General features: G+C 37.1%; 15 protein-coding genes and 1 tRNA gene. 7 read left to right on the top strand and 9 right to left on the bottom strand.

What is annotated here, in order from left to right; translation table 11 throughout:
• Positions 1 to 57: 57 nt before the first annotated feature.
• Entirely contained in the window at positions 58 to 2205 is a 2148-nt protein-coding gene (locus CLV81_RS01830) for a COR domain-containing protein (RefSeq protein WP_146129808.1), read from the top strand.
• A 157-nt stretch (positions 2206 to 2362) separates the two neighbouring features.
• Here CLV81_RS01830 and CLV81_RS01825 read toward each other — a convergent pair whose 3' ends face one another.
• The 9 genes from CLV81_RS01825 to CLV81_RS01780 all read right to left on the bottom strand — a co-directional run bounded on the left by CLV81_RS01825 (position 2363) and on the right by CLV81_RS01780 (position 12293).
• The gene (locus tag CLV81_RS01825) at positions 2363 to 2704 is read right to left on the bottom strand and encodes a hypothetical protein (RefSeq protein WP_146129807.1); all 342 of its coding nucleotides are present in this window, start codon (positions 2702 to 2704) and stop codon (positions 2363 to 2365) included.
• A 959-nt stretch (positions 2705 to 3663) separates the two neighbouring features.
• Positions 3664 to 4656: a hypothetical protein gene (locus tag CLV81_RS01815; RefSeq protein ID WP_106143358.1), complete on the bottom strand. Its 993-nt coding sequence runs from the start codon at positions 4654 to 4656 to the stop codon at positions 3664 to 3666.
• 458 nt (positions 4657 to 5114) lie between these two features.
• Positions 5115 to 6347, bottom strand: a complete 1233-nt coding sequence (locus CLV81_RS01810; RefSeq protein WP_106143357.1) for a site-specific integrase — start codon at positions 6345 to 6347, stop codon at positions 5115 to 5117.
• A gap of 54 nt (positions 6348 to 6401) precedes the next feature.
• Entirely contained in the window at positions 6402 to 7310 is a 909-nt protein-coding gene (locus CLV81_RS01805; protein WP_106143356.1) for a hypothetical protein, read from the bottom strand.
• A gap of 25 nt (positions 7311 to 7335) precedes the next feature.
• Positions 7336 to 9069 carry a DNA polymerase gene (locus tag CLV81_RS01800; RefSeq protein WP_106143355.1) on the bottom strand — a complete coding sequence of 578 codons (1734 nt, stop codon included), beginning with the start codon at positions 9067 to 9069 and terminating at the stop codon, positions 7336 to 7338.
• On the bottom strand, positions 9066 to 10547 hold the full coding sequence (locus CLV81_RS01795) for a hypothetical protein (protein ID WP_146129806.1): 1482 nt from the start codon (positions 10545 to 10547) through the stop codon (positions 9066 to 9068). The genes CLV81_RS01800 and CLV81_RS01795 overlap by 4 nt, the downstream gene beginning before the upstream one ends.
• Before the next feature lie 41 nt (positions 10548 to 10588).
• Positions 10589 to 10885, bottom strand: coding sequence for a helix-turn-helix transcriptional regulator (locus CLV81_RS01790; RefSeq protein ID WP_106143353.1), 297 nt, complete (start codon positions 10883 to 10885; stop codon positions 10589 to 10591).
• Positions 10886 to 10972: 87 nt separating this feature from the next.
• On the bottom strand, positions 10973 to 11926 hold the full coding sequence (locus CLV81_RS01785) for a hypothetical protein (protein WP_106143352.1): 954 nt from the start codon (positions 11924 to 11926) through the stop codon (positions 10973 to 10975).
• Between the two features lie 294 nt (positions 11927 to 12220).
• Positions 12221 to 12293, bottom strand: a tRNA-Phe gene (locus tag CLV81_RS01780).
• Positions 12294 to 12391: 98 nt separating this feature from the next.
• On the opposite strand from CLV81_RS01780, the gene CLV81_RS01775 reads away from it, so the two are divergent.
• From CLV81_RS01775 to CLV81_RS01750, 6 genes are read left to right on the top strand one after another with little or no spacing between them, the layout of a single operon-like run.
• Entirely contained in the window at positions 12392 to 13120 is a 729-nt protein-coding gene (locus CLV81_RS01775) for a type III pantothenate kinase (RefSeq protein ID WP_106143351.1), read from the top strand.
• Positions 13121 to 14386 (top strand): BamG family beta-barrel-assembly machinery protein, encoded by a 1266-nt coding sequence (locus CLV81_RS01770; protein WP_106143350.1) that lies wholly within the window; start codon positions 13121 to 13123, stop codon positions 14384 to 14386.
• A 40-nt stretch (positions 14387 to 14426) separates the two neighbouring features.
• Positions 14427 to 15800: a hypothetical protein gene (locus tag CLV81_RS01765; RefSeq protein ID WP_106143349.1), complete on the top strand. Its 1374-nt coding sequence runs from the start codon at positions 14427 to 14429 to the stop codon at positions 15798 to 15800.
• Position 15801: 1 nt separating this feature from the next.
• Positions 15802 to 16407, top strand: coding sequence for an LPS export ABC transporter periplasmic protein LptC (gene lptC, locus CLV81_RS01760; protein WP_106143348.1), 606 nt, complete (start codon positions 15802 to 15804; stop codon positions 16405 to 16407).
• Positions 16407 to 16607 carry a hypothetical protein gene (locus CLV81_RS01755; RefSeq protein ID WP_106143347.1) on the top strand — a complete coding sequence of 67 codons (201 nt, stop codon included), beginning with the start codon at positions 16407 to 16409 and terminating at the stop codon, positions 16605 to 16607. The genes lptC and CLV81_RS01755 overlap by 1 nt, the downstream gene beginning before the upstream one ends.
• 18 nt (positions 16608 to 16625) lie before the next feature.
• Complete coding sequence (locus CLV81_RS01750; RefSeq protein ID WP_106143346.1) at positions 16626 to 17915, top strand: hemolysin family protein; 1290 nt, start codon at positions 16626 to 16628, stop codon at positions 17913 to 17915.
• Positions 17916 to 17997: the final 82 nt, after the last annotated feature.

The following is a 17997-nucleotide window of genomic DNA, read 5'->3' as shown; positions in this document are numbered from 1 at the left end:
CTTTTTGAAACGAAATTATTAATAGTTGGAAAAGGTGATGTGGGAAAAACTACTCTAATGAGGACAATTTCAGATTCTAAAACTGAAGTGGCCTTAGGTGAAGAAGAGAGTACTCATGGAATAAATATCAAATCTATAACCAAGTCAATATATTTTCCAGCTAAAAAACCTTTTTACAGAAGAAGTTTAGATTTCGATATGCTTTGTTTCAAAGAGTTTCACCCATCTGAGAAAAAGTTCCTTTACTATCCGTATGATCCAGACGATTTTTTGCAATCAGAATTCGATTACATGGACGATTACATGGAATTAAGAATTATTGAAGAGCCTTACAAAACGGTGAGAAATGATTTTTATTTTAAGAAAGGAGTCAAAATTAATATCTGGGATTTTGGAGGACAGGAAATTTTATACTCCACACATCAATTTTTCTTAACTAAAAGATCAATTTACTTATTTGTTTGGGAGCCTAGATCTGACACTGAGGAAGAGAATTTCGACTATTGGTTAAACGTAATCAAAAGATTGAGTTTGAACAGTCCTGTTATTGTTGTAATGAATAAGTCCGATGTAAGAATTAAAAGCATTGATGAAAACGGGTACTTGAAAAAGTTTAACAACATCATAAGTTTTCACTACGTATCATGCCTTACTAAGGAAGGTATTGATAACTTAATTTATGATATCAAAAACGCTATATCAGAAATTCCTCATATGGGGGATAAATTACCTAGTGCATGGGATATAATCAGATTAAGATTGAGGGAATTAGACCAAGACTATATTGATTTAGAAAAGTTTGCTGAAATATGTGGCCTAGATAAACCAGAAAACCTTCATTTCTTAAGTGAATACTTGACAGATATAGGAGGCATTATACACTTTAATGACGATATTTCGTTAAAGAACATTATTATACTAAATCCTCATTGGATTACTAAAGCCATTTATGAGCTTGTTCAAACCAAGAAAATACAAGAAAACAAAGGACTGTTCTCAGTAGAGGATTTATCAGAGCATTTAGATCAGGACACATATCCAATGAGTACGTACCTTGGAATATTGTCAATGATGGAGAAATTCGAAATTTGCTTTAAAATAATTGGGTCTAGGAATAAATATATAATACCATCCTTATTAACAGTTTCACCGCCGGATAGAACAATTTTGGAATACTTTAGGCTAGGTGATTCTTTGAAATATGAAATAGAATATACTTTCTTGATTCATGGTATTATTGAAAGACTCATATGTAGACTAAATAATAACTTAGAGGGAACAAACTTTTGGAGATACGGTGCGGTTTTTAATGACGAAAATAATAGAGCTTTAATTCATCTAAATAAGATTGAAAAAAAAATAAACCTAATTATTAAGGGAGACACTCCCTCACAATTGTTCAGCGTGCTAAGTCATGAAATAGATAGAATCCATAGAGACCTGAAGCTGAATACTGATGATTTTGATGAAAAGATAGCATGTAATTGTTCGGAATGTTCTTCAGGTAGTAATCCTTACTTTTTTAGCAAAAACGTTTTGAAAAGGTTTCTGACCAGAAGTAAGGAGCAGATTGATTGTCCTAAAAGCACGGAAAGGGCAGAAATTAAAGAAATGCTTATTGGCTATAAATCCAAGAAAATTAGCGTTCCTTTAGTACGTAGCTTTGTAAGAGCCCTCTCATATTTACAAACGAGACATAAGCTTGTTGAAAGGTTTAATGAAGATGAGATTAACACATTCTTTCAAGACTTATTGTCACCAATGCTAATCAAAGATGGCTATATTACAAACGAACAATCTTTTAAAGGAAAATCGGAATCTGGAAATTCACAAGGAAGACTTGACATTGCAATTGAAACTGCTGATAAATTGAATGTTTCCATATATGAGGGTTTTATCTTAGACTCTTTTAGAAAAAGTATTGTTGCCAGGCATATTGAAAAAACAATCAAACATTATGATCCTACCGGATTAAGGGAAAAATTTGTCGGGGTATATTGCAAAGCAAACAGCTTTATTACTTTACACGAAAAGTTTTCTAAATACTTGAAAACCCTTTCAACTAATGGAATTAAATCAATCAGTACGGAGGATTTGTCACATATTTATGTAAATGGGTCTGAAATGAAAGTGCTTAGATATAAATATGAAAGATCAAGCGTCAAGTTATCATTGTTTGTGATTTTAGTCAACCTGAACCTATGATTGTTTTGGGAAATACTATTCCTCATTTTATATTAAATCACCGAGATTATTACTTCCAAATATTAAGAAAAATGTCAGTATTGGAGTTTTTAGAGATTTGGAAGTCTTACAATTACAATCTACCTACGGAACCAAATTTAAATCTTGATAAGTATACCTATTTTCTTTTCTCCCATTCTTTCCAGTCTTGGTCACTGGCTATCGGAAAAACTTGACCAAAGATTCCAAACCCAATATAGATTGTTTTACTTCTCTTTTTTGAGTGCATGTAAGATATTGAGAACAAATAGTAATTTTTGATGTCAACGTTGACCAATCCCAATAGTTTTGCGATACCATATGCAGGCCCTTCACCAAAAGTGTTTCCTTTTTCCTTTGACTCAAGTTCAATCATTTGTTTCAAAGCAAAATCAGAATGCTTTTCTTCTGTTGGATTGGTTATAAATGCAGTAAGCAGAATTGCGATTATCGCTAAAATTGTAATTGTTTTCGTGTTCATTTGGTTTTTATTGTGTGCCAGTCCCAAACACGGATTACCAAAAACAACAAGCGTGGAACTGTAGAGCTATCCGATTCACAGGTATCGCCAAACACCCACTACACAAATAGATACAGCCCACGCCATAGCGTGAGCGTTAATCTATTATTCCTGTGTAGTTCCTTTAATTGGCGATTTTGTGAACCAAGAATTACTTTAACGCAATGTCAATATGTTGATGTTATGTTCTTTCTATACGTTTTGTTTAATTGTTAAAGATAGTGCTTCGGTATAAATGAGTAATGGAAATAAGGAAAACAGAAGGTGAAATTGAGAGTGCAATTGTTATTAGAAAGTGTGAGTTCCTTTATTCAGATTCAAGTCATCAAATATCATTATATATAAACTGCTAAGAATAGTAAACAGCAGTATTACTAGTTTAAAACCTATTAAATAAGTCAAATAGTTAAAACTATATGTTAGAACTTTAATTACATAAAACATTGGTTCACAATCAAAAAATTGATCTTGAAATACATTTACCCTGCAGAATAACATTAGTATTATTAACCATAAGGATAGAATAATAGCATAAGATATTGTGGATATGAAATGACTTGAAAAGATTTCAAAACGTTTTAGATAATTTTCCTTCGCTTCAGTATCATTCGATTCCAATAATTCTCTCCTTAACTTTAGTTTATCCGCAATAATTAGTAGGAGATTGAAAAAAAGGCCTGCGAAAATGCTCACCCCCGTGATTAAGTAATTTGAGACATCACTAGTCAAAAAAACACCAAAGACTACCAATATTAGGGATACGACAAACGGAATTATATTATAGTAAAAATTTGCAACCCATTTTTTAGAACTATCTCCATTTTCGTTTTTGTAAAGAGAGCTAACAGCATCTCTTTTTATTTCCCATATGGATAGTTTTTGCCAACTGAATACTTTTCCAATATGTCGTCTAATATTGATCATTCAGAAGGGGTGTAATTTATTTCAGTTTTAATTTTATCTAACATTCCGTTAGTATATACCCTACCTTTTTCATAATCAATGTAATCTTTGCTTGTTTCCTTCAAGCTTTCAGGAAGATAAATTGTGGGGGTGATTTCAACATGTTTTTCTGCAGAAGCATGAGCTTTATGATTTTGGTCATCCTTGTAATATATAATAGTTTTGTAGTCGTCGTTATTATTCATTTCCAAATCCGAAAGATTTGATCCAATTATGTGCTCTGGAGTAAAAAGACTATGTAAAAAATTATCAGGATCATTATTGAATCCTTTTATTTCAATTCTCACTTCCAGCCCTTCGCTATCAGTAAAGGCAGGATTTAGTCTTTCCCGTGCCGATCTTGACAGAGTATTTTTAAGAAAAGCGATTTTGTAAACAGAGCTATCCGCAATATATTGCTCTTTAATTTCGGTAGGGATAAAACGTTCATATACCATAGTAGTGTTATATTTTCTAAATACTTCACGAATATGACCTATAATTAAGTTGTTTACTCCATAATCCGTATAACTCTGAATCATCAAAATACCTGTTTGACTATCATAGGGAGCCCACAATTTGAAATAGTATGGAAGTGTGGTAAGTTTATCCTCTTCTATCAACCCCTCCGGATTGACCATGTCATCTACATTAAAGATTTCCTGTTCAATACCTGTAGGACCACCTTTTATTATTCCATCAATTATATAGCTAGAAGGATATGGATGTATTTTATGAATACCTATACCCTTTGTTTCATTAGGATTCAACCTAAATTCATTGTCAAATAAATTAATAAAATCCTCTATGAAATTCAAATAAATCTTATCTCTTGTTACCGTTTGAAGATCGTCCTCATCCCTCACAAAGTTTTCTCTATAAAATACTCCAAGTTGCTGGTATTCTTCGCCAGCACGTTTTCCCCTTTCTTTTAGAACAAATTGATAAATACTTAGTTGTAGTTTCGCCATATTTTAAAAAATTAAATGAAAAGTTGAACCTTAGCTTTAGATAATAAAAAAGGTAGAATTAGGGGATATACTAAAGTATAAATTGTAGAGATAATTCCTATCTCTGTATTCATTTTTTACTTCAAAAAAAGTAAGACAGGAAAAATATTTCAAATTATTGAATTTAGATTAAGCCTTCGTCCTTTATATTTGAAAAGTGGAATCAATTAAAGACATAGCAATAAACCTTATATCTGATGCAATTTCGTTTATATTGGGAGCTATGTTCGTTTTTTCGCTTGCCTATATAAAAAAACCTAATCTCAAGCATGCGAGGTTAAAGGCGAACAATAGTTCGAATTTCTTCTACCTTTTGTATCAAATGTGAGTGCAAAAGTTTGCTTTATTAGAATCGTTTCGAATAAAGGAAATTATAAAATTCTGAAAATAATTATCTAGTCAAGAAACAGGTATAATTGCTAACCATGGTTGAATTGTTTGAGGAATAATTTGACGTTTTCCTCCTTGCTTATCTTAATGTAGTTCATAAACGACTGCTCGGTCTTATGCCCGGTCAGTTTCATAATGACCAATGTACTAATCCCTCTAAGGTGCATGTTAGTAGCGAACGACCTCCTTGCCGTATGTGTACAAATCAGTTCATGTTTGGCATATTTGGTCTCTATCCTTCCTTCACCCGATGTATGATATTTTACTATTCTTTCATCTAGACCTGCTTCTTTCCCAATCTGTTTCAAATATTGGTTCATTTTTTGGTTGGTATACGCTTTGGGCAAAGACCCATTATATTTCGCGATTATTTTTTGAGGGATTGGTAATAATGGTAAGCACACTTCTTCACTTGTTTTTTGAGTCCTCAGTCTTATGATATTACCAACTATTTTGTCCGATGATAATGTTGAGAGGTCACTGAACCTCAATCCGGTAAAACACCCTATTAAGAAAAGGTCTCGTACTTTTTCAAGTTTAGAATCGCCCGAAAGGTCCAAATTAAATAGAATATTAAGTTCACCTTCGTTTAGATAGATATTGTCCACCTCTTCCCTGAGGACACGGAAACTCTTGGATTTGTAGGTGCGGTTTTTGTTGTGGCCCTGTTCTGTTGCCTCATTGAGGAATGATTTAAGAACCTTTATCACTTTCCCAAACCCATTCACAGTTAATTGCTTGTAATTGAGGTAAAAATCCATAAATTCATGGTAGAACTGCATGTCGATGTTTTCCCAGCAAATCGTCTTTTTACAAAACCGCTCATAAGCCTTGAGGTTGTTAAGGCAATTGTTATAAGACCTTATCGTATGAGGATTCAGACGGACCTTGCTGTTTTCCATATGTTGGTCTATGAACTGCCAAAACAACAATTGGGTTTTGCCAACGCTCGGCGCATTCCTTCGAAATGTTGACTTGACCAGATCTACAGTAGGATTGATGTCTTCTATCAACGCACGGTTGACAATGTCCTCAATTTTTTGCTTGAATTTCCTGAGGTAAATGTTGAGCGTACTGTGTCCTGGATAGCTTCGCTTTACCATCTGCTTTCCCTTGTCCCAATATCGAATATCTATCGATTTTTTACTGTAAAACAGTCTTGACCTGCCTTGGTGCGAGTACCTTATCATTATCATATGGATTGGATTCTTTTTTCTACGGTTGGTCTGGGTCTGGGTCAGTTGAAAATTGATTGTTGCCATTTTTTTAGATTTTACGATTAGGGGAAGGTCCCAAATATGGTCTCCGGACGACCCTTAGTAATTGGAATAGGTCAATACCTTGTCCAACGATATTTGTTGGCAATAGCTTTTCCCATACGTTTGAACCAATCTCTTGACCGCTTTCCGTCTTTGAGATTTCTGTGAATGGGAAAGGTCGGAACCGTTGATCGAATCCGTAAGGATCTGTGCAGGGTCCAATCCATGCTGGTCGCACAGCTTTAGGAGATTTCCATAGGTTAACTGGATAATGGAGGGCTTTTTAGGGAAGTTATGGGCGCTATGGAGCAGTATGGAACCAAGCCTGTTCATGAAATCCTTGTTAAGGTAATTCATGAAAAGATTGGAGCAGAGGTCTCCTGCGACTAAGTCACGTTTCAATGATTTTTTTGGGTTTAAGTATTTGATTTCCGTTTTCAACCTCCCATGATTAAACTCAATCCTATCGTACTGCTTTTTGGAGAGTTTCTTTTTCAAGTTCACGCATGGGTCGTAAAACTTTATGGCATCATCTATACCTCTTAATACCAGCAGATTCTTCTTTTGCAATATTGTTTGGTAACCGACTGCTGTCAATATCGACCCGGTTAAGTGTTCAAAATCGAGACTCTCTGTAATAAATGCATACTCCAATTCTTCAACCGATGAGTGGAAAAGATCTATGTTCAAGAAGTCGCTTAGAATATCAAGAGCGGTGAAGATATTTTGTTGTGTGAACATCACATAGTTATGTCCGCAAAAAAGATATGGGAGGCTGGTCTTTAAGTCCACATTCTCATTATGTGTCCAGATATCGAGGTTTTTTTCAAACAGGTTAAGTTGCCAATCGTCCAAAGCTTTGCGCTTTAGGTGATAACGGTTCTTGATTGTGGGATGGGGTGTCAACTTACTGAAATCAACACTTTCCGTTTTACTTTTTAGGTGGATAAAATCAATTTGGTTCATCTTATTGTTGTTTTAAGCAAATAATTCAGTGTACCTCAGCCCAGTTATTTCCAGTCTTTAAATCTACCTCAAGGGCAATACCGATTTGGGCGGCGTTTTCCATTTCATGCCGCACCAATTCCTCCATGATTGTAATTTCATGTTTCGGAACATCGAAAAGCAGTTCATCGTGAACGGTCAGTATCATTTTGCTCTTTAATTTCTGTTTTGTAAGCTGCTGGTCAATATTTACCATTGCCATACGCATGATATCTGCTGCTGTACCTTGTATGGGTGTGTTCATGGCCAATCTTTTGGACATTTGGCGCTTAATTGAATCATTGCTGTTGATGTCGGGGATGGGTCTTTTTCTGCCAAACAGGGTTTCGGTATAACCTTTAACCGTTGCCTGGTATATCAAGTTTTCCTTGCATTTTGCAACATCGGTGTAATTGGCGAAGTAGCTGTCGATTATCTCTTGCGCCTGCTGCGGGGTATGTTGCTTTTTGGTGACATTGGACAAGGTCTCAGCCAGTCCATGTGCTCCCATGCCATAGATCAATCCAAAATTCAATGATTTGGCAACGTCTCGTTGCATATCGTCCACATCTTCAATATTTTTTATCCCGAGCAACTTGCACGCGGTTAATCTGTGGACATCGATTCCGTTCTTATATGCGTTCAACAAGTTTTTGTCCTGGCTGAGAACCGCCATGACCCTCAGTTCTATGTTACTGTAATCGGCACCGATAAGAACATGGTCCTTTGAGGAGGGCACAAAGCATTGGCGCAGCATTTTTCCGATAGTCCTGCTCGGGATGTTCTGGAGATTTGGCTTGGAGCAGCTCAGCCTTCCTGTTTCGGTCACAGTTTGGTTGATTGAACAGTGCAGTTTGTTGGTCAGCGGATTTAAATTTGAAAGTGCGGGAATAAAGGTGCTCAGGACCTTTTTTGTTGCCCTGAGTTCCAGAAGTTCTTTGACAATAAGGTGGTCGGCCGAGAGTTTGGAAAGCACTTTTTTTGACACAGAGTAGTTGCCCTGTTTGGTTTTTTTTCCAATAGGAGGGATAGCATAGTGTTCAAAAAGCAACCAATTGATGTCCTTGGTAGAGTTGAGGTTTATTTCGGGTATAAGGTCACCAATGATAGATTCTTCGAGGACCAATGAATCATCTTGAAGTTTTTTGGCAATACTTTTAAGCAGTTTTTGGTCAATGGCAACACCATTGGATTCCATTCTTGCCAACACAGCTACCAACTTTCTGTCGAGGTCGTAAATATTACCGACCCCGGATTCTTGGATTCTTGGGTTTAGATGATGAAAAATCTGTAAAGTCTGGTCTGTGTCCTCACAGGCATATTTAGTAAGGGTTTTAATTGGGACTTCCCATATTGAACCATGGTTTCCCATCATCTTGTCAAAAGATAATTGGTCATAGTTCAAATGGATTTTCGAAAGGAGTTTGAGCCCATGTTTTTTGCGTTGTGGGGACAGTACATAGTCCATAACCATGGTATCATGGATTTCACCATTGACTTGGATTCCGTGGTTTTTTAAAACCTGTAGGTCAAATTTTAGGTTATGGCCCACAACGATTAATTGTGGATTGCCCAATAGGTCCTTAAGAAATGAAATGGCGTCGGAGCCTACCTTGTTTTTTTTCTCCAACGGAACATACCATCCCTGGTTTTTCTCAATCGAAATTGCCACTCCTGCCAGATTACAGGTGTTTACATCCAATCCGTCCGTCTCACAATCGATACAGATGATTTTTTTCATTCCTTTATTATTTTTAGGATTGACGACATCTTTGCCTTTGTTTTGACCAGTTGGTAGTCGACCTCTATGTCCTTTATCGATGTCGGTTCTGAATCGGTAGCTCCCCCTTGGGTCAATACTTCAAAGTACTGCCTAGTATCCGAGGGTACTTCACGATAATTGAGTTCACGGTATTCAAAGTATTTTTTGATTTTTCTTGTAAAAGAACCTTGGTTGGGGATGTACCTTCTATTGAGGTAACCTCCTTTTATAAACTCGTTGTAAGTGTCCTTTTTATGGAGTTTGGTCTTTCCTAGCCTAAGAAGTTCGTCGAGGTATTCGGTAAGCTCTGGTCCCACTTGGTTCAGTAGCTTGCGTTGGTTGATGTTGATTTTTGGAGCTTCTACCAGACCGAATTTTAAATAGTACGAAACCGACCAAGCAATGAAATTGTAAAATCGGTTCCATTCCTCCGTGTCCCATTCATCGAACAGCGTCCTTCCAAAATCGGTTTTTGGGTTAAGGTGCTTTCCATAATAACCGCTTATTTCAATTTCATGCTTGCGCCGTTCAGAACTAAACCCTTCGGTCTGTTTGAGCAGGTTGTTGGCGGTTATGGCAATCTTTGGGGAGTATTTGTAGGGTATGACCTCCTCTTTTTCAAATTTCCGCTCAATTACAAAGTCATCTGAGCTCACATTGTAAAAATTGTCCAAAGACTCATATTTCGTGACATCGTTGATTAGGATGTTATTGGTGGCTATTGTTACCCGCTGGTAGGCGAACCGGGCCGAACTTTGAAATGTCTTTCCGGCAATCTCCTCACAGTTTCTTATATACTTTAGACAACGTAGCAACAGGGATTTTCCACGACCGCCATTGGCAATATTGTGCTCATCGGCAATTTCATCCACCAAAATGACAATCTTGGGATTTGCTGGGTCCTTATAGCGATGTGCTAGATAACCAAGAGTGCAAACCAGGGCTTTGTAGCGATTCAAGGTTCTTCCCGAGACTTTCCATACAAACGAACGAAAATCACCTCTCTCTTTTTCTATGCTGAACTCATGGTCAACAATGCTGGATTTCAATATCAATGACTTAACATCCCTATGTTTTTCAAATTCGACTTCTTTGGCAAATATGTGGAGGATACCATTACTGAAGTTGATGGCGCAGGAATTTTTGCTATCCCTGCGAATGGGAAGCTCTTTACATTCAAGATAGTTTAAGGTATTTGAATGGTACAGCTTTTGTGATTTTTCCACTATGACGTTGGCTGCCATTTGTCTTTCCTTGAAATCGTACGATTCGGGAAGTCGATTAAGAATCTTGTCCAACACCAATTTTGACAACTGCTCAATCGTTATTGTCTCGACAATATTGCCCTTGACAACTGCCAAGTGGTTCCTATCGTTCAATCTTATTTTGATGATGTTGAGGTGACCAAGGAATTTTATGAAGTTGTAGTAGTTCACCTCCGGCCTACGTCTTTTCAATCCCCAAAATTTGAAACTCGGATCAAAGTACTCAAAAGCCATTATTTACCTTGATTTAGGTTTTTGATAAACTGTTCAATCTCATCTATCCTAAATCGGATGCACTTGTCCAATCTGTACACAGGAAAGTCTTTATGCCTCTTCCTTAGGTTGTAAAGATGTGATTTAGAAAACCCAAGCTTTTCACAGACCTCTTCCGAGGTCAGTAATTTGGTTTTGTCACTGTCTTGAAGACTTAGTTCCCCTATTTCTTCCGAAAGACACTTTTTGATTTGGCTTTTGAGATGTTCACCCAGTTCGTTCGCCAGTTGTTGAAGGTGATAATTAAGTTTGTCCATATCGCTAGTTTTAAAGCTTTCCAGCGAATATGGGCTAAATAGAAGAGAGAATCTTTAATAGCGTAAAAGTGTAATTAAGATAAACGGTTATTTACGCTCACATATGTTTTTGCCCATATTGAGAAGGTATTTTGATAACGGATATTGGCCTAGTTTAAGTTTCTTTTTATAATAAGCTTCCCTAATTTCCTTGAAATTACAGAACATAAGCTTTGCGAAGTCATTCCTGGAACCCATCTTCAAGACCTTGGCTGATGGAATGTTGACGGCGTACTTTCTTCTGTTCGACGGTATCTTATCTACTTGCTCATTTCGTTTCTTTGTCACAAACTCGTTATGGTTCTTGATTTCGGAATTATAATACTTATAAAGTTTATGGAACTGGGCTGAAAGCCATTTAGAATCCGAAACCTTCAAATTAAGATATTCGTTTGGCCGGGGCTCAACGTTTAACTTGAAAGAGTTAACGAACATTGCATCAATTTCATCAGTAGAATAATGTTGCTTAAAAAGGGAGTGAAAATGGTCTTTAAAGGCTTTCAATTCTTTGGTCCGCAAAAGGAGGGGCAACTTAAAAAAACCCACCTGCTCTCTTGCTTCACCATCGGTATATGGTGATTCTGGAATCAAAGCTTGAATCTTGTTCTCAAAGCGGTTTTCATTCTTTTTGTGCTTTATGAGAGCCTTTGAGTAAGTCTTGAGATCCCCTATAGAAAGCGTTGAAATCAGTTTTCGGGAGTTTTCAAGAGTTGTTCTGTACCAATCATCATAGGCTTCTGTAATTTCACTAATTTGATTGAAATGATTGTACTCCATTACTATTGGATTGCTTTTGAAGTCCGGGTCGATGTACTTCACTAAATAGTACATGAAATGGTATTTTTCCTCAAGGGAAAGGATATGTTCATCCAAAAACGAATCCAATGCCTGTTTCGAAATCTTCCCGTTCTCTATGAAATCGTGAATTAGGGAGAATATCTTGGAAACAGATTTGGGTTCCAAATCATGTAGGTATAGTAAGGTCCTTTTTTTTCTTTTCAAATTGGAATCATTGATGGACCACTAAGTTAAGGGAAGAAAGCAAAATTCAGGAAGTGAGCAAGCTTTACGTTTCTGTAAACAATTTTAACCTTAAAGAGCGTCTATGGTAAGGGGTGCTATTGTATAAAAACTTTTGGAAATTTTGAATCAGTTTTTCAGCTGAAATGGAGATATGGTATGAGGGACAAAGTCTCGGAAGCACTTATTTTGCTGATAACCCCAGATGTTTTAGACCACATTTGAGAGCTCTAATCAAAAAACCCCCGCAAAACAAGTGTTTGCGAGGGTCTTTTGTGGTACCTCCAGGAATCGAACCAGGGACACACGGATTTTCAGTCCGTTGCTCTACCAACTGAGCTAAGGTACCTTCCATACCTTTTGTAAAGGCGGGTGCAAATATAATTTCAAAATTAGGATATACAAACAAAAACACGAAAAAAGGAAACGGTTTTTTAGTTTTGTCGTATGAATCTTGTTGTCGACATAGGAAACAGTCTTACTAAGTATGCGGTTTTCGAGAATCGTAAGCTTTTGCATTTTGAGACCTCAGAGTCCAATCTGTTCTTATCCAAGATTAAAGATGTTTTTGAAAGCTTTCCCAAGGTGGAGCATGCTATTATATCCACCGTGGGGCAGTTGGAGAACAAGGAAAAGGAAATTTTGGCCCTTTTTTGCAAGGTTCATGTGCTTTCCCATACATCCAAAGTACCTTTTAAAAACAGTTACGCCACTCCAAATACTTTAGGCATGGATCGGATTGCATTGGCCACTGCCGCTTTTTACCAATACGCCAGGAAGAATGCCCTGGTAATTGATATGGGAACTTGCATTACCTATGATATGATTAATGATTCAGGTGAGTATATCGGAGGTGCCATTTCACCAGGACTACATATGCGATACAAAGCGATGCATGCACAAACAGAAAAGCTCCCTTTGTTGGCTCCAGAAGATCTTTTGGATTTTATAGGAAATTCCACTGAGAGTTGTATGCACAGCGGAGTGATAAACGGTCTGATAAATGAACTGGATGGAACAATTGACCAGTACCATGCTCGTTTTCAAGATTTAACAGTTATTTTAACAGGTGGCGACTCGCAATTTTTTGTCAAACGACTAAAAAATTCCATATTTGCGAACTCTAAATTTCTCGTGGAGGGGCTTAATTGCTTGCTGGAATACAACAAAAGCTAGATGGTAAAGAAATTTTTGATTGCATCTATATGCGTGGCCGCCCATGGCCTTTTTGCACAAAACGGAACCATATCACCTTATTCATCCTTTGGAATAGGAGAACTTAGAAACAACAGTTCGATAGATAATCGCATGATGGGAGGTATTAGTATGTATGGAGATAGCATACATATTAATCTTCAAAATCCAGCCGCTTATTCTAAACTTAAGTTAACGACATACACTGCGGCGGTATCCCATTCTGAAATTAGATTGGAAGATTTCACTCAAGAGCAGAATACCTCAATAACCAATTTAGAGTATTTGTCAATAGGTCTTCCCTTATCCTCTAAAATGGGAATTGGTTTTGGACTTATGCCTTTTACTTCAGTGGGTTATAATTTGGAAGATGTTGGCACGAATGCCAACGGAGAAGAGGTAACCAATGTTTTTGCGGGAGAAGGAGGATTGAACAGGGTGTACTTTTCTCTTGGGGGAGAGGTTATCAAAAATGTGAGCTTGGGTGCAACGGTAAACTTTAACTTTGGAACTTTGGAGTATCAAAGGATACAAAGTGTGGAGGGCGTTCAATTTGGAACGCTGGACCGTCGTGAATCCAGAATAAACGGATTTGATATCAACTATGCTCTAAACTATACACCCCGTATAAAGGACAAATATACTTTGTACACTTCTGTATTGGTTAATACTCAGGCCAACCTTACTTCACAGAATTCGGAAACTTTGGGTTCTTTCTCCTTAGTAAATGGTCAAGAAATTGAGGTGATCGATGTAGATTTAGACGCTGTCAACCTTAGAAACACAGAACTCAAGATTCCAACTCGATTTACCTTTGGTCTTGGATTTGGTCAGGATAAAAAGTGGTTTTTGGGTGGAGAATACAGTTTTCAGGAATTCAGTAGTTTTAGCAACGACTTTTTAGGACTGGACAATGTAACCTATCAAGATGCCAGCACAATGGCCTTTGGAGGTTATTTTATTCCTGATTACAAATCGCTTTCAAGCTATTTTAAGCGTATCAATTATAGAGCAGGAATTAAATATGATGTAACTGGTTTGGTAGTCAATGGAAGCGAAATAAATGACTTTGGCATAAATTTTGGCTTTGGTTTTCCGTTACCTAATTCTTTTTCCAATGTAAACCTAGGTTTTGAGTTAGGTAGGAGAGGGACTACGGTAGCAAATTTGATAGAGGAAAATTACCTTAATATCAGCATAGGACTTTCGTTAAATGCACGATGGTTCCAGAAAAGAAGGATAGATTAATAAAAAAAATTAGTACATTAACCGCTTTAAAATTAGTAAGATGAAGAAGAAACACTACTTAACGATGTTTGCGGGTCTCATGGCGATGGGTTTAAGTATGGCTCAAGCGCAAAATCCTGAGTGCATGACCAATCTTTCCATTTACGCAGAGCACGCTAAGGTCAAAAATTATGATGCAGCATATGAACCATGGAAAATGGTTTATGAAAGCTGCCCAGATATTAACAAGGCTAATTTTTCCTATGGGGAAAGAATCCTTAAACACAAGATAAAAAATACGTCGGGAGCCGATAAAGATGGCTTTATTCAAGATTGTTTGGAGCTTTTTGATAACAGCTTGAAGTATTTTCCTAGTAAGTATTCTAAGGCTGAGGTAATTATAGATAAAGTTTTGTTGCGATATGAACACAAGATGATATCCAATGATGAGATTTATGCTGAATTGGGTACTGCTTTTACCGATGACCGAACAAATTTCAAAAATCCTAGAGCGCTCTATTTGTATTTTTCAAGCCTTGTAGATTTACATGGTGAGGGTAAAAAAGAGCTACAAGAAGTTTTTGATGTGTATGATGACGTAACGGAAAAGGTTGAAGAAGAAAACAAAAAATTGACCGCTTCTCTTCAAAAGCTTTTAGCCAAAGAAGATGCCGGAACTGCTTTGACCTCTAAAGAGAAAAGACGTTTGAAAGCTTATACAACAAATTCAGAATCCTATGGTAAGATTGCTACAAGTATAGACTCCAAATTAGGTGCTTTGGCAGATTGTGGAAATTTAATTCCATTATACGAAAAGAGCTTCGAAGCTAAGAAAACGGACGTAAATTGGGTTAAAAGAGCTGTGGGTAGAATGTTCTCCAAAGAATGTACTGACGATCCTATGTTTCAAAAGTTATTTGAGGCACAAATTGCCTTAGACCCTTCAGCGGATGCCTATCTATATGGCGGTACGTTGAAACAAAAAGCAGGAGACAACAAAGGAGCTATTGCAGACTTTAACAAAGCGGTAGAATTGGAGACAGATCCGTATAGAAAATCCAATATTCTATACAAGATTGCTACAACTGTGCGAAGAAGTAGTAAGTCGCAGGCACGTAGTTACGCTCAAAAAGCTATCAATGCAAATGCATCCAACGGTAAGGCATATTTATTGATTGCTAACTTGTATGCTAGTAGTGCAAATGCTTGTGGTACTACGCCATTCGAAAAAAGAGCAATCTACTGGAAAGCAGCAGATATGGCTAGAAAAGCAGGAAGAGTTGACCCATCCCTAAGTGGAAGAGCAAACAAATCTGCAGCTAGTTATGCAGCAAAAGCCCCAACCAAAGAGATGATATTCAACTCAGGTATGGCAGGTAAAACCGTAACATTCAGTTGTTGGGTTGGAGGAAGCGTAAAAGTTCCTAACCTATAAGGTGAGACCTAGTCCTAAAAATATTTTTAAGAGTTTTGCCACGGTGTTAGCCGTGGCAATCCTTTTTATATCCTGTGGTGATGACTATGAGCGCATAGGTGAAGAGGCAATAAAACCTGTATTTCCCCAAGGCGTGGCCCAAAATTTTACGCTTATCTATTCGGGTACACAAGAAGAGGTCAGTACAGAGGATCAATCCGACTCTAGGGTCATTGCTATACTTAAGAGCCCCATATCAGAAGACTATGACAACCAGTTCTTTAAATACAAAACATTCCCAGAAGGTTTACAGGTCGATTTTTTTGATGAAAAGGGTCAAAAAAGTGTTGTTATAGCAGACTATGGCATTGTGTACACGCAAACCAATTTGATTGATTTACAGGGGAACGTTGTTATTGAAACCCATGACGGGAAGAAACTGGAAGCGCCCCAGATGTATTTTGACCGTAAGAACAATTGGGTGTTCACCGAAGAGAAATTTACCTACACCAATCCTGAAGATGGAACCATTATGGACGGAGAGGGCATGGATTTCAATCGAGATTTCAGTTTTTTTAAGGCTCACAAGACCTATGGGCTTATGACCATCAAAGAGGAAGACAAATAATGGAAAAATATTTAAAATACACTATCTATATTAATCTTATCATCGCTATTCTATCTACTTATATGGCATTCAATTTTTGGGAAACAGACCGAAATCGTGCCTATATTTTTATTTTTTTAGCTGTGATAACCGCTTTTATGTTCTTTTTCAGAAGACATTATTACAAAAAGTTCGAAGAAAGAAAAAAGAACAACAAATAATAGCTGTAACTTTCTAATATGGATTCTCCCATATTGATTATTGTTTTGTCCCTACTATTTTCGGCATTTTTCTCAGGAATGGAAATTGCTTTTGTCTCGGCAAATAAAATCCATATTGAATTGGAGAAGATGCAGGAGGGTTTTTTCGCCAAGGTACTTGGATGGCTTACACATAAACCTTCCAAGTTTATTGCCACTATGCTCATAGGGAACAATATAGCCCTGGTTATTTATGGGTTTTATATGGGCGATTTGCTTATGGAATGGTTTCAAACCCTGATGCCCACACAAAATCAATTTTTGGATGCATTATTTACGGATTTCAGCCTGCTCACACAAACAGTGATCTCCACCTTTATTATTCTGATCACTGCCGAATTTTTGCCCAAGGTTTTCTTCCAAATTTATTCGAATACCTTGTTGAAGGTGTTTGCTATACCGGCATATTTCTTCTATCTTTTGTTCTCCAGTCTATCTTGGATGGTCATCAAGATTTCCGATTTTATTCTAAAAGTGTTTTTTAAGACAGATGGCGATGAGGTCCAATTGGCTTTCACCAAAATGGAGTTGGGGGATTATATCACCGAACAGATGGAATCGGTTGAGGAAGAGGATGAGGTGGATTCCGAGATTCAGATTTTTCAGAATGCTTTGGAATTTTCCACCGTAAAAGCACGAGAGGTTATGGTGCCTCGTACCGAAATTATGGCAGTGGATTTGGAAGAAACCCCAAAGAATTTGACAAAACTCTTCACTGAGACCGGATATTCCAAAATCTTGGTATACAAAGAAAGCATAGATGAAATAATTGGCTATGTCCATTCCTATGAACTGTTCAAAAAGCCCAAGACCATAAAAAGTATATTGCTACCGGTTGAGTTTGTGCCGGAAACCATGCTCATACAGGATATCTTGAATGTATTGACCAAGAAACGCAAAAGTATGGCCGTGGTTTTGGATGAATATGGTGGAACTTCGGGAATTATGACTGTAGAAGATATAATTGAGGAGCTTTTTGGAGAAATTGAGGATGAGCATGATTCCACTGACTTGCATGAAGAACAATTGAGTGAGAATGTGTATAAATTTTCTGCTCGGTTAGAAGTGGATTACATCAATGAGAACTACAAATTGGAGCTTCCTGAAAGTGAAGAGTATGAAACTTTGGGCGGATTGATCATGAATGGCATTGCTGAAATTCCAGAACAGGATTCAGAAATCAAGATGGACAATTTCGTATTTCGCATCTTGGAGGTGTCCAATACAAAAATCGACCTGGTAACCGTTCAGGTGCTCCTTGAAGATTAACACTTTACCATCTTTTTCCAGCTTTCTAATTTGAAAAGAAAATGGTATTTTCGCCCACTGAAATATAGAAAACTAGCGCAGA

The organism is Flagellimonas meridianipacifica (assembly GCF_003001695.1).
Lineage (GTDB): Bacteria > Bacteroidota > Bacteroidia > Flavobacteriales > Flavobacteriaceae > Flagellimonas > Flagellimonas meridianipacifica.
Note: the sequence above shows the minus strand (reverse complement) of the source record. Positions and strands in the feature narration are given on the sequence as shown.

What these genes read in the sequence shown, in the direction of transcription:
- CLV81_RS01830 (WP_146129808.1), top strand. Translation starts at nt 58, where the DNA reads ATGAGGACAATTTCAGATTCTAAAACTGAAGTGGCCTTAGGTGAAGAA.
- CLV81_RS01825 (WP_146129807.1), bottom strand. Translation starts at nt 2,704, where the DNA reads ATGAACACGAAAACAATTACAATTTTAGCGATAATCGCAATTCTGCTT.
- CLV81_RS01815 (WP_106143358.1), bottom strand. Translation starts at nt 4,656, where the DNA reads ATGGCGAAACTACAACTAAGTATTTATCAATTTGTTCTAAAAGAAAGG.
- CLV81_RS01810 (WP_106143357.1), bottom strand. Translation starts at nt 6,347, where the DNA reads ATGGCAACAATCAATTTTCAACTGACCCAGACCCAGACCAACCGTAGA.
- CLV81_RS01805 (WP_106143356.1), bottom strand. Translation starts at nt 7,310, where the DNA reads ATGAACCAAATTGATTTTATCCACCTAAAAAGTAAAACGGAAAGTGTT.
- CLV81_RS01800 (WP_106143355.1), bottom strand. Translation starts at nt 9,069, where the DNA reads ATGAAAAAAATCATCTGTATCGATTGTGAGACGGACGGATTGGATGTA.
- CLV81_RS01790 (WP_106143353.1), bottom strand. Translation starts at nt 10,885, where the DNA reads ATGGACAAACTTAATTATCACCTTCAACAACTGGCGAACGAACTGGGT.
- CLV81_RS01775 (WP_106143351.1), top strand. Translation starts at nt 12,392, where the DNA reads ATGAATCTTGTTGTCGACATAGGAAACAGTCTTACTAAGTATGCGGTT.
- CLV81_RS01770 (WP_106143350.1), top strand. Translation starts at nt 13,121, where the DNA reads ATGGTAAAGAAATTTTTGATTGCATCTATATGCGTGGCCGCCCATGGC.
- CLV81_RS01765 (WP_106143349.1), top strand. Translation starts at nt 14,427, where the DNA reads ATGAAGAAGAAACACTACTTAACGATGTTTGCGGGTCTCATGGCGATG.
- CLV81_RS01755 (WP_106143347.1), top strand. Translation starts at nt 16,407, where the DNA reads ATGGAAAAATATTTAAAATACACTATCTATATTAATCTTATCATCGCT.
- CLV81_RS01750 (WP_106143346.1), top strand. Translation starts at nt 16,626, where the DNA reads ATGGATTCTCCCATATTGATTATTGTTTTGTCCCTACTATTTTCGGCA.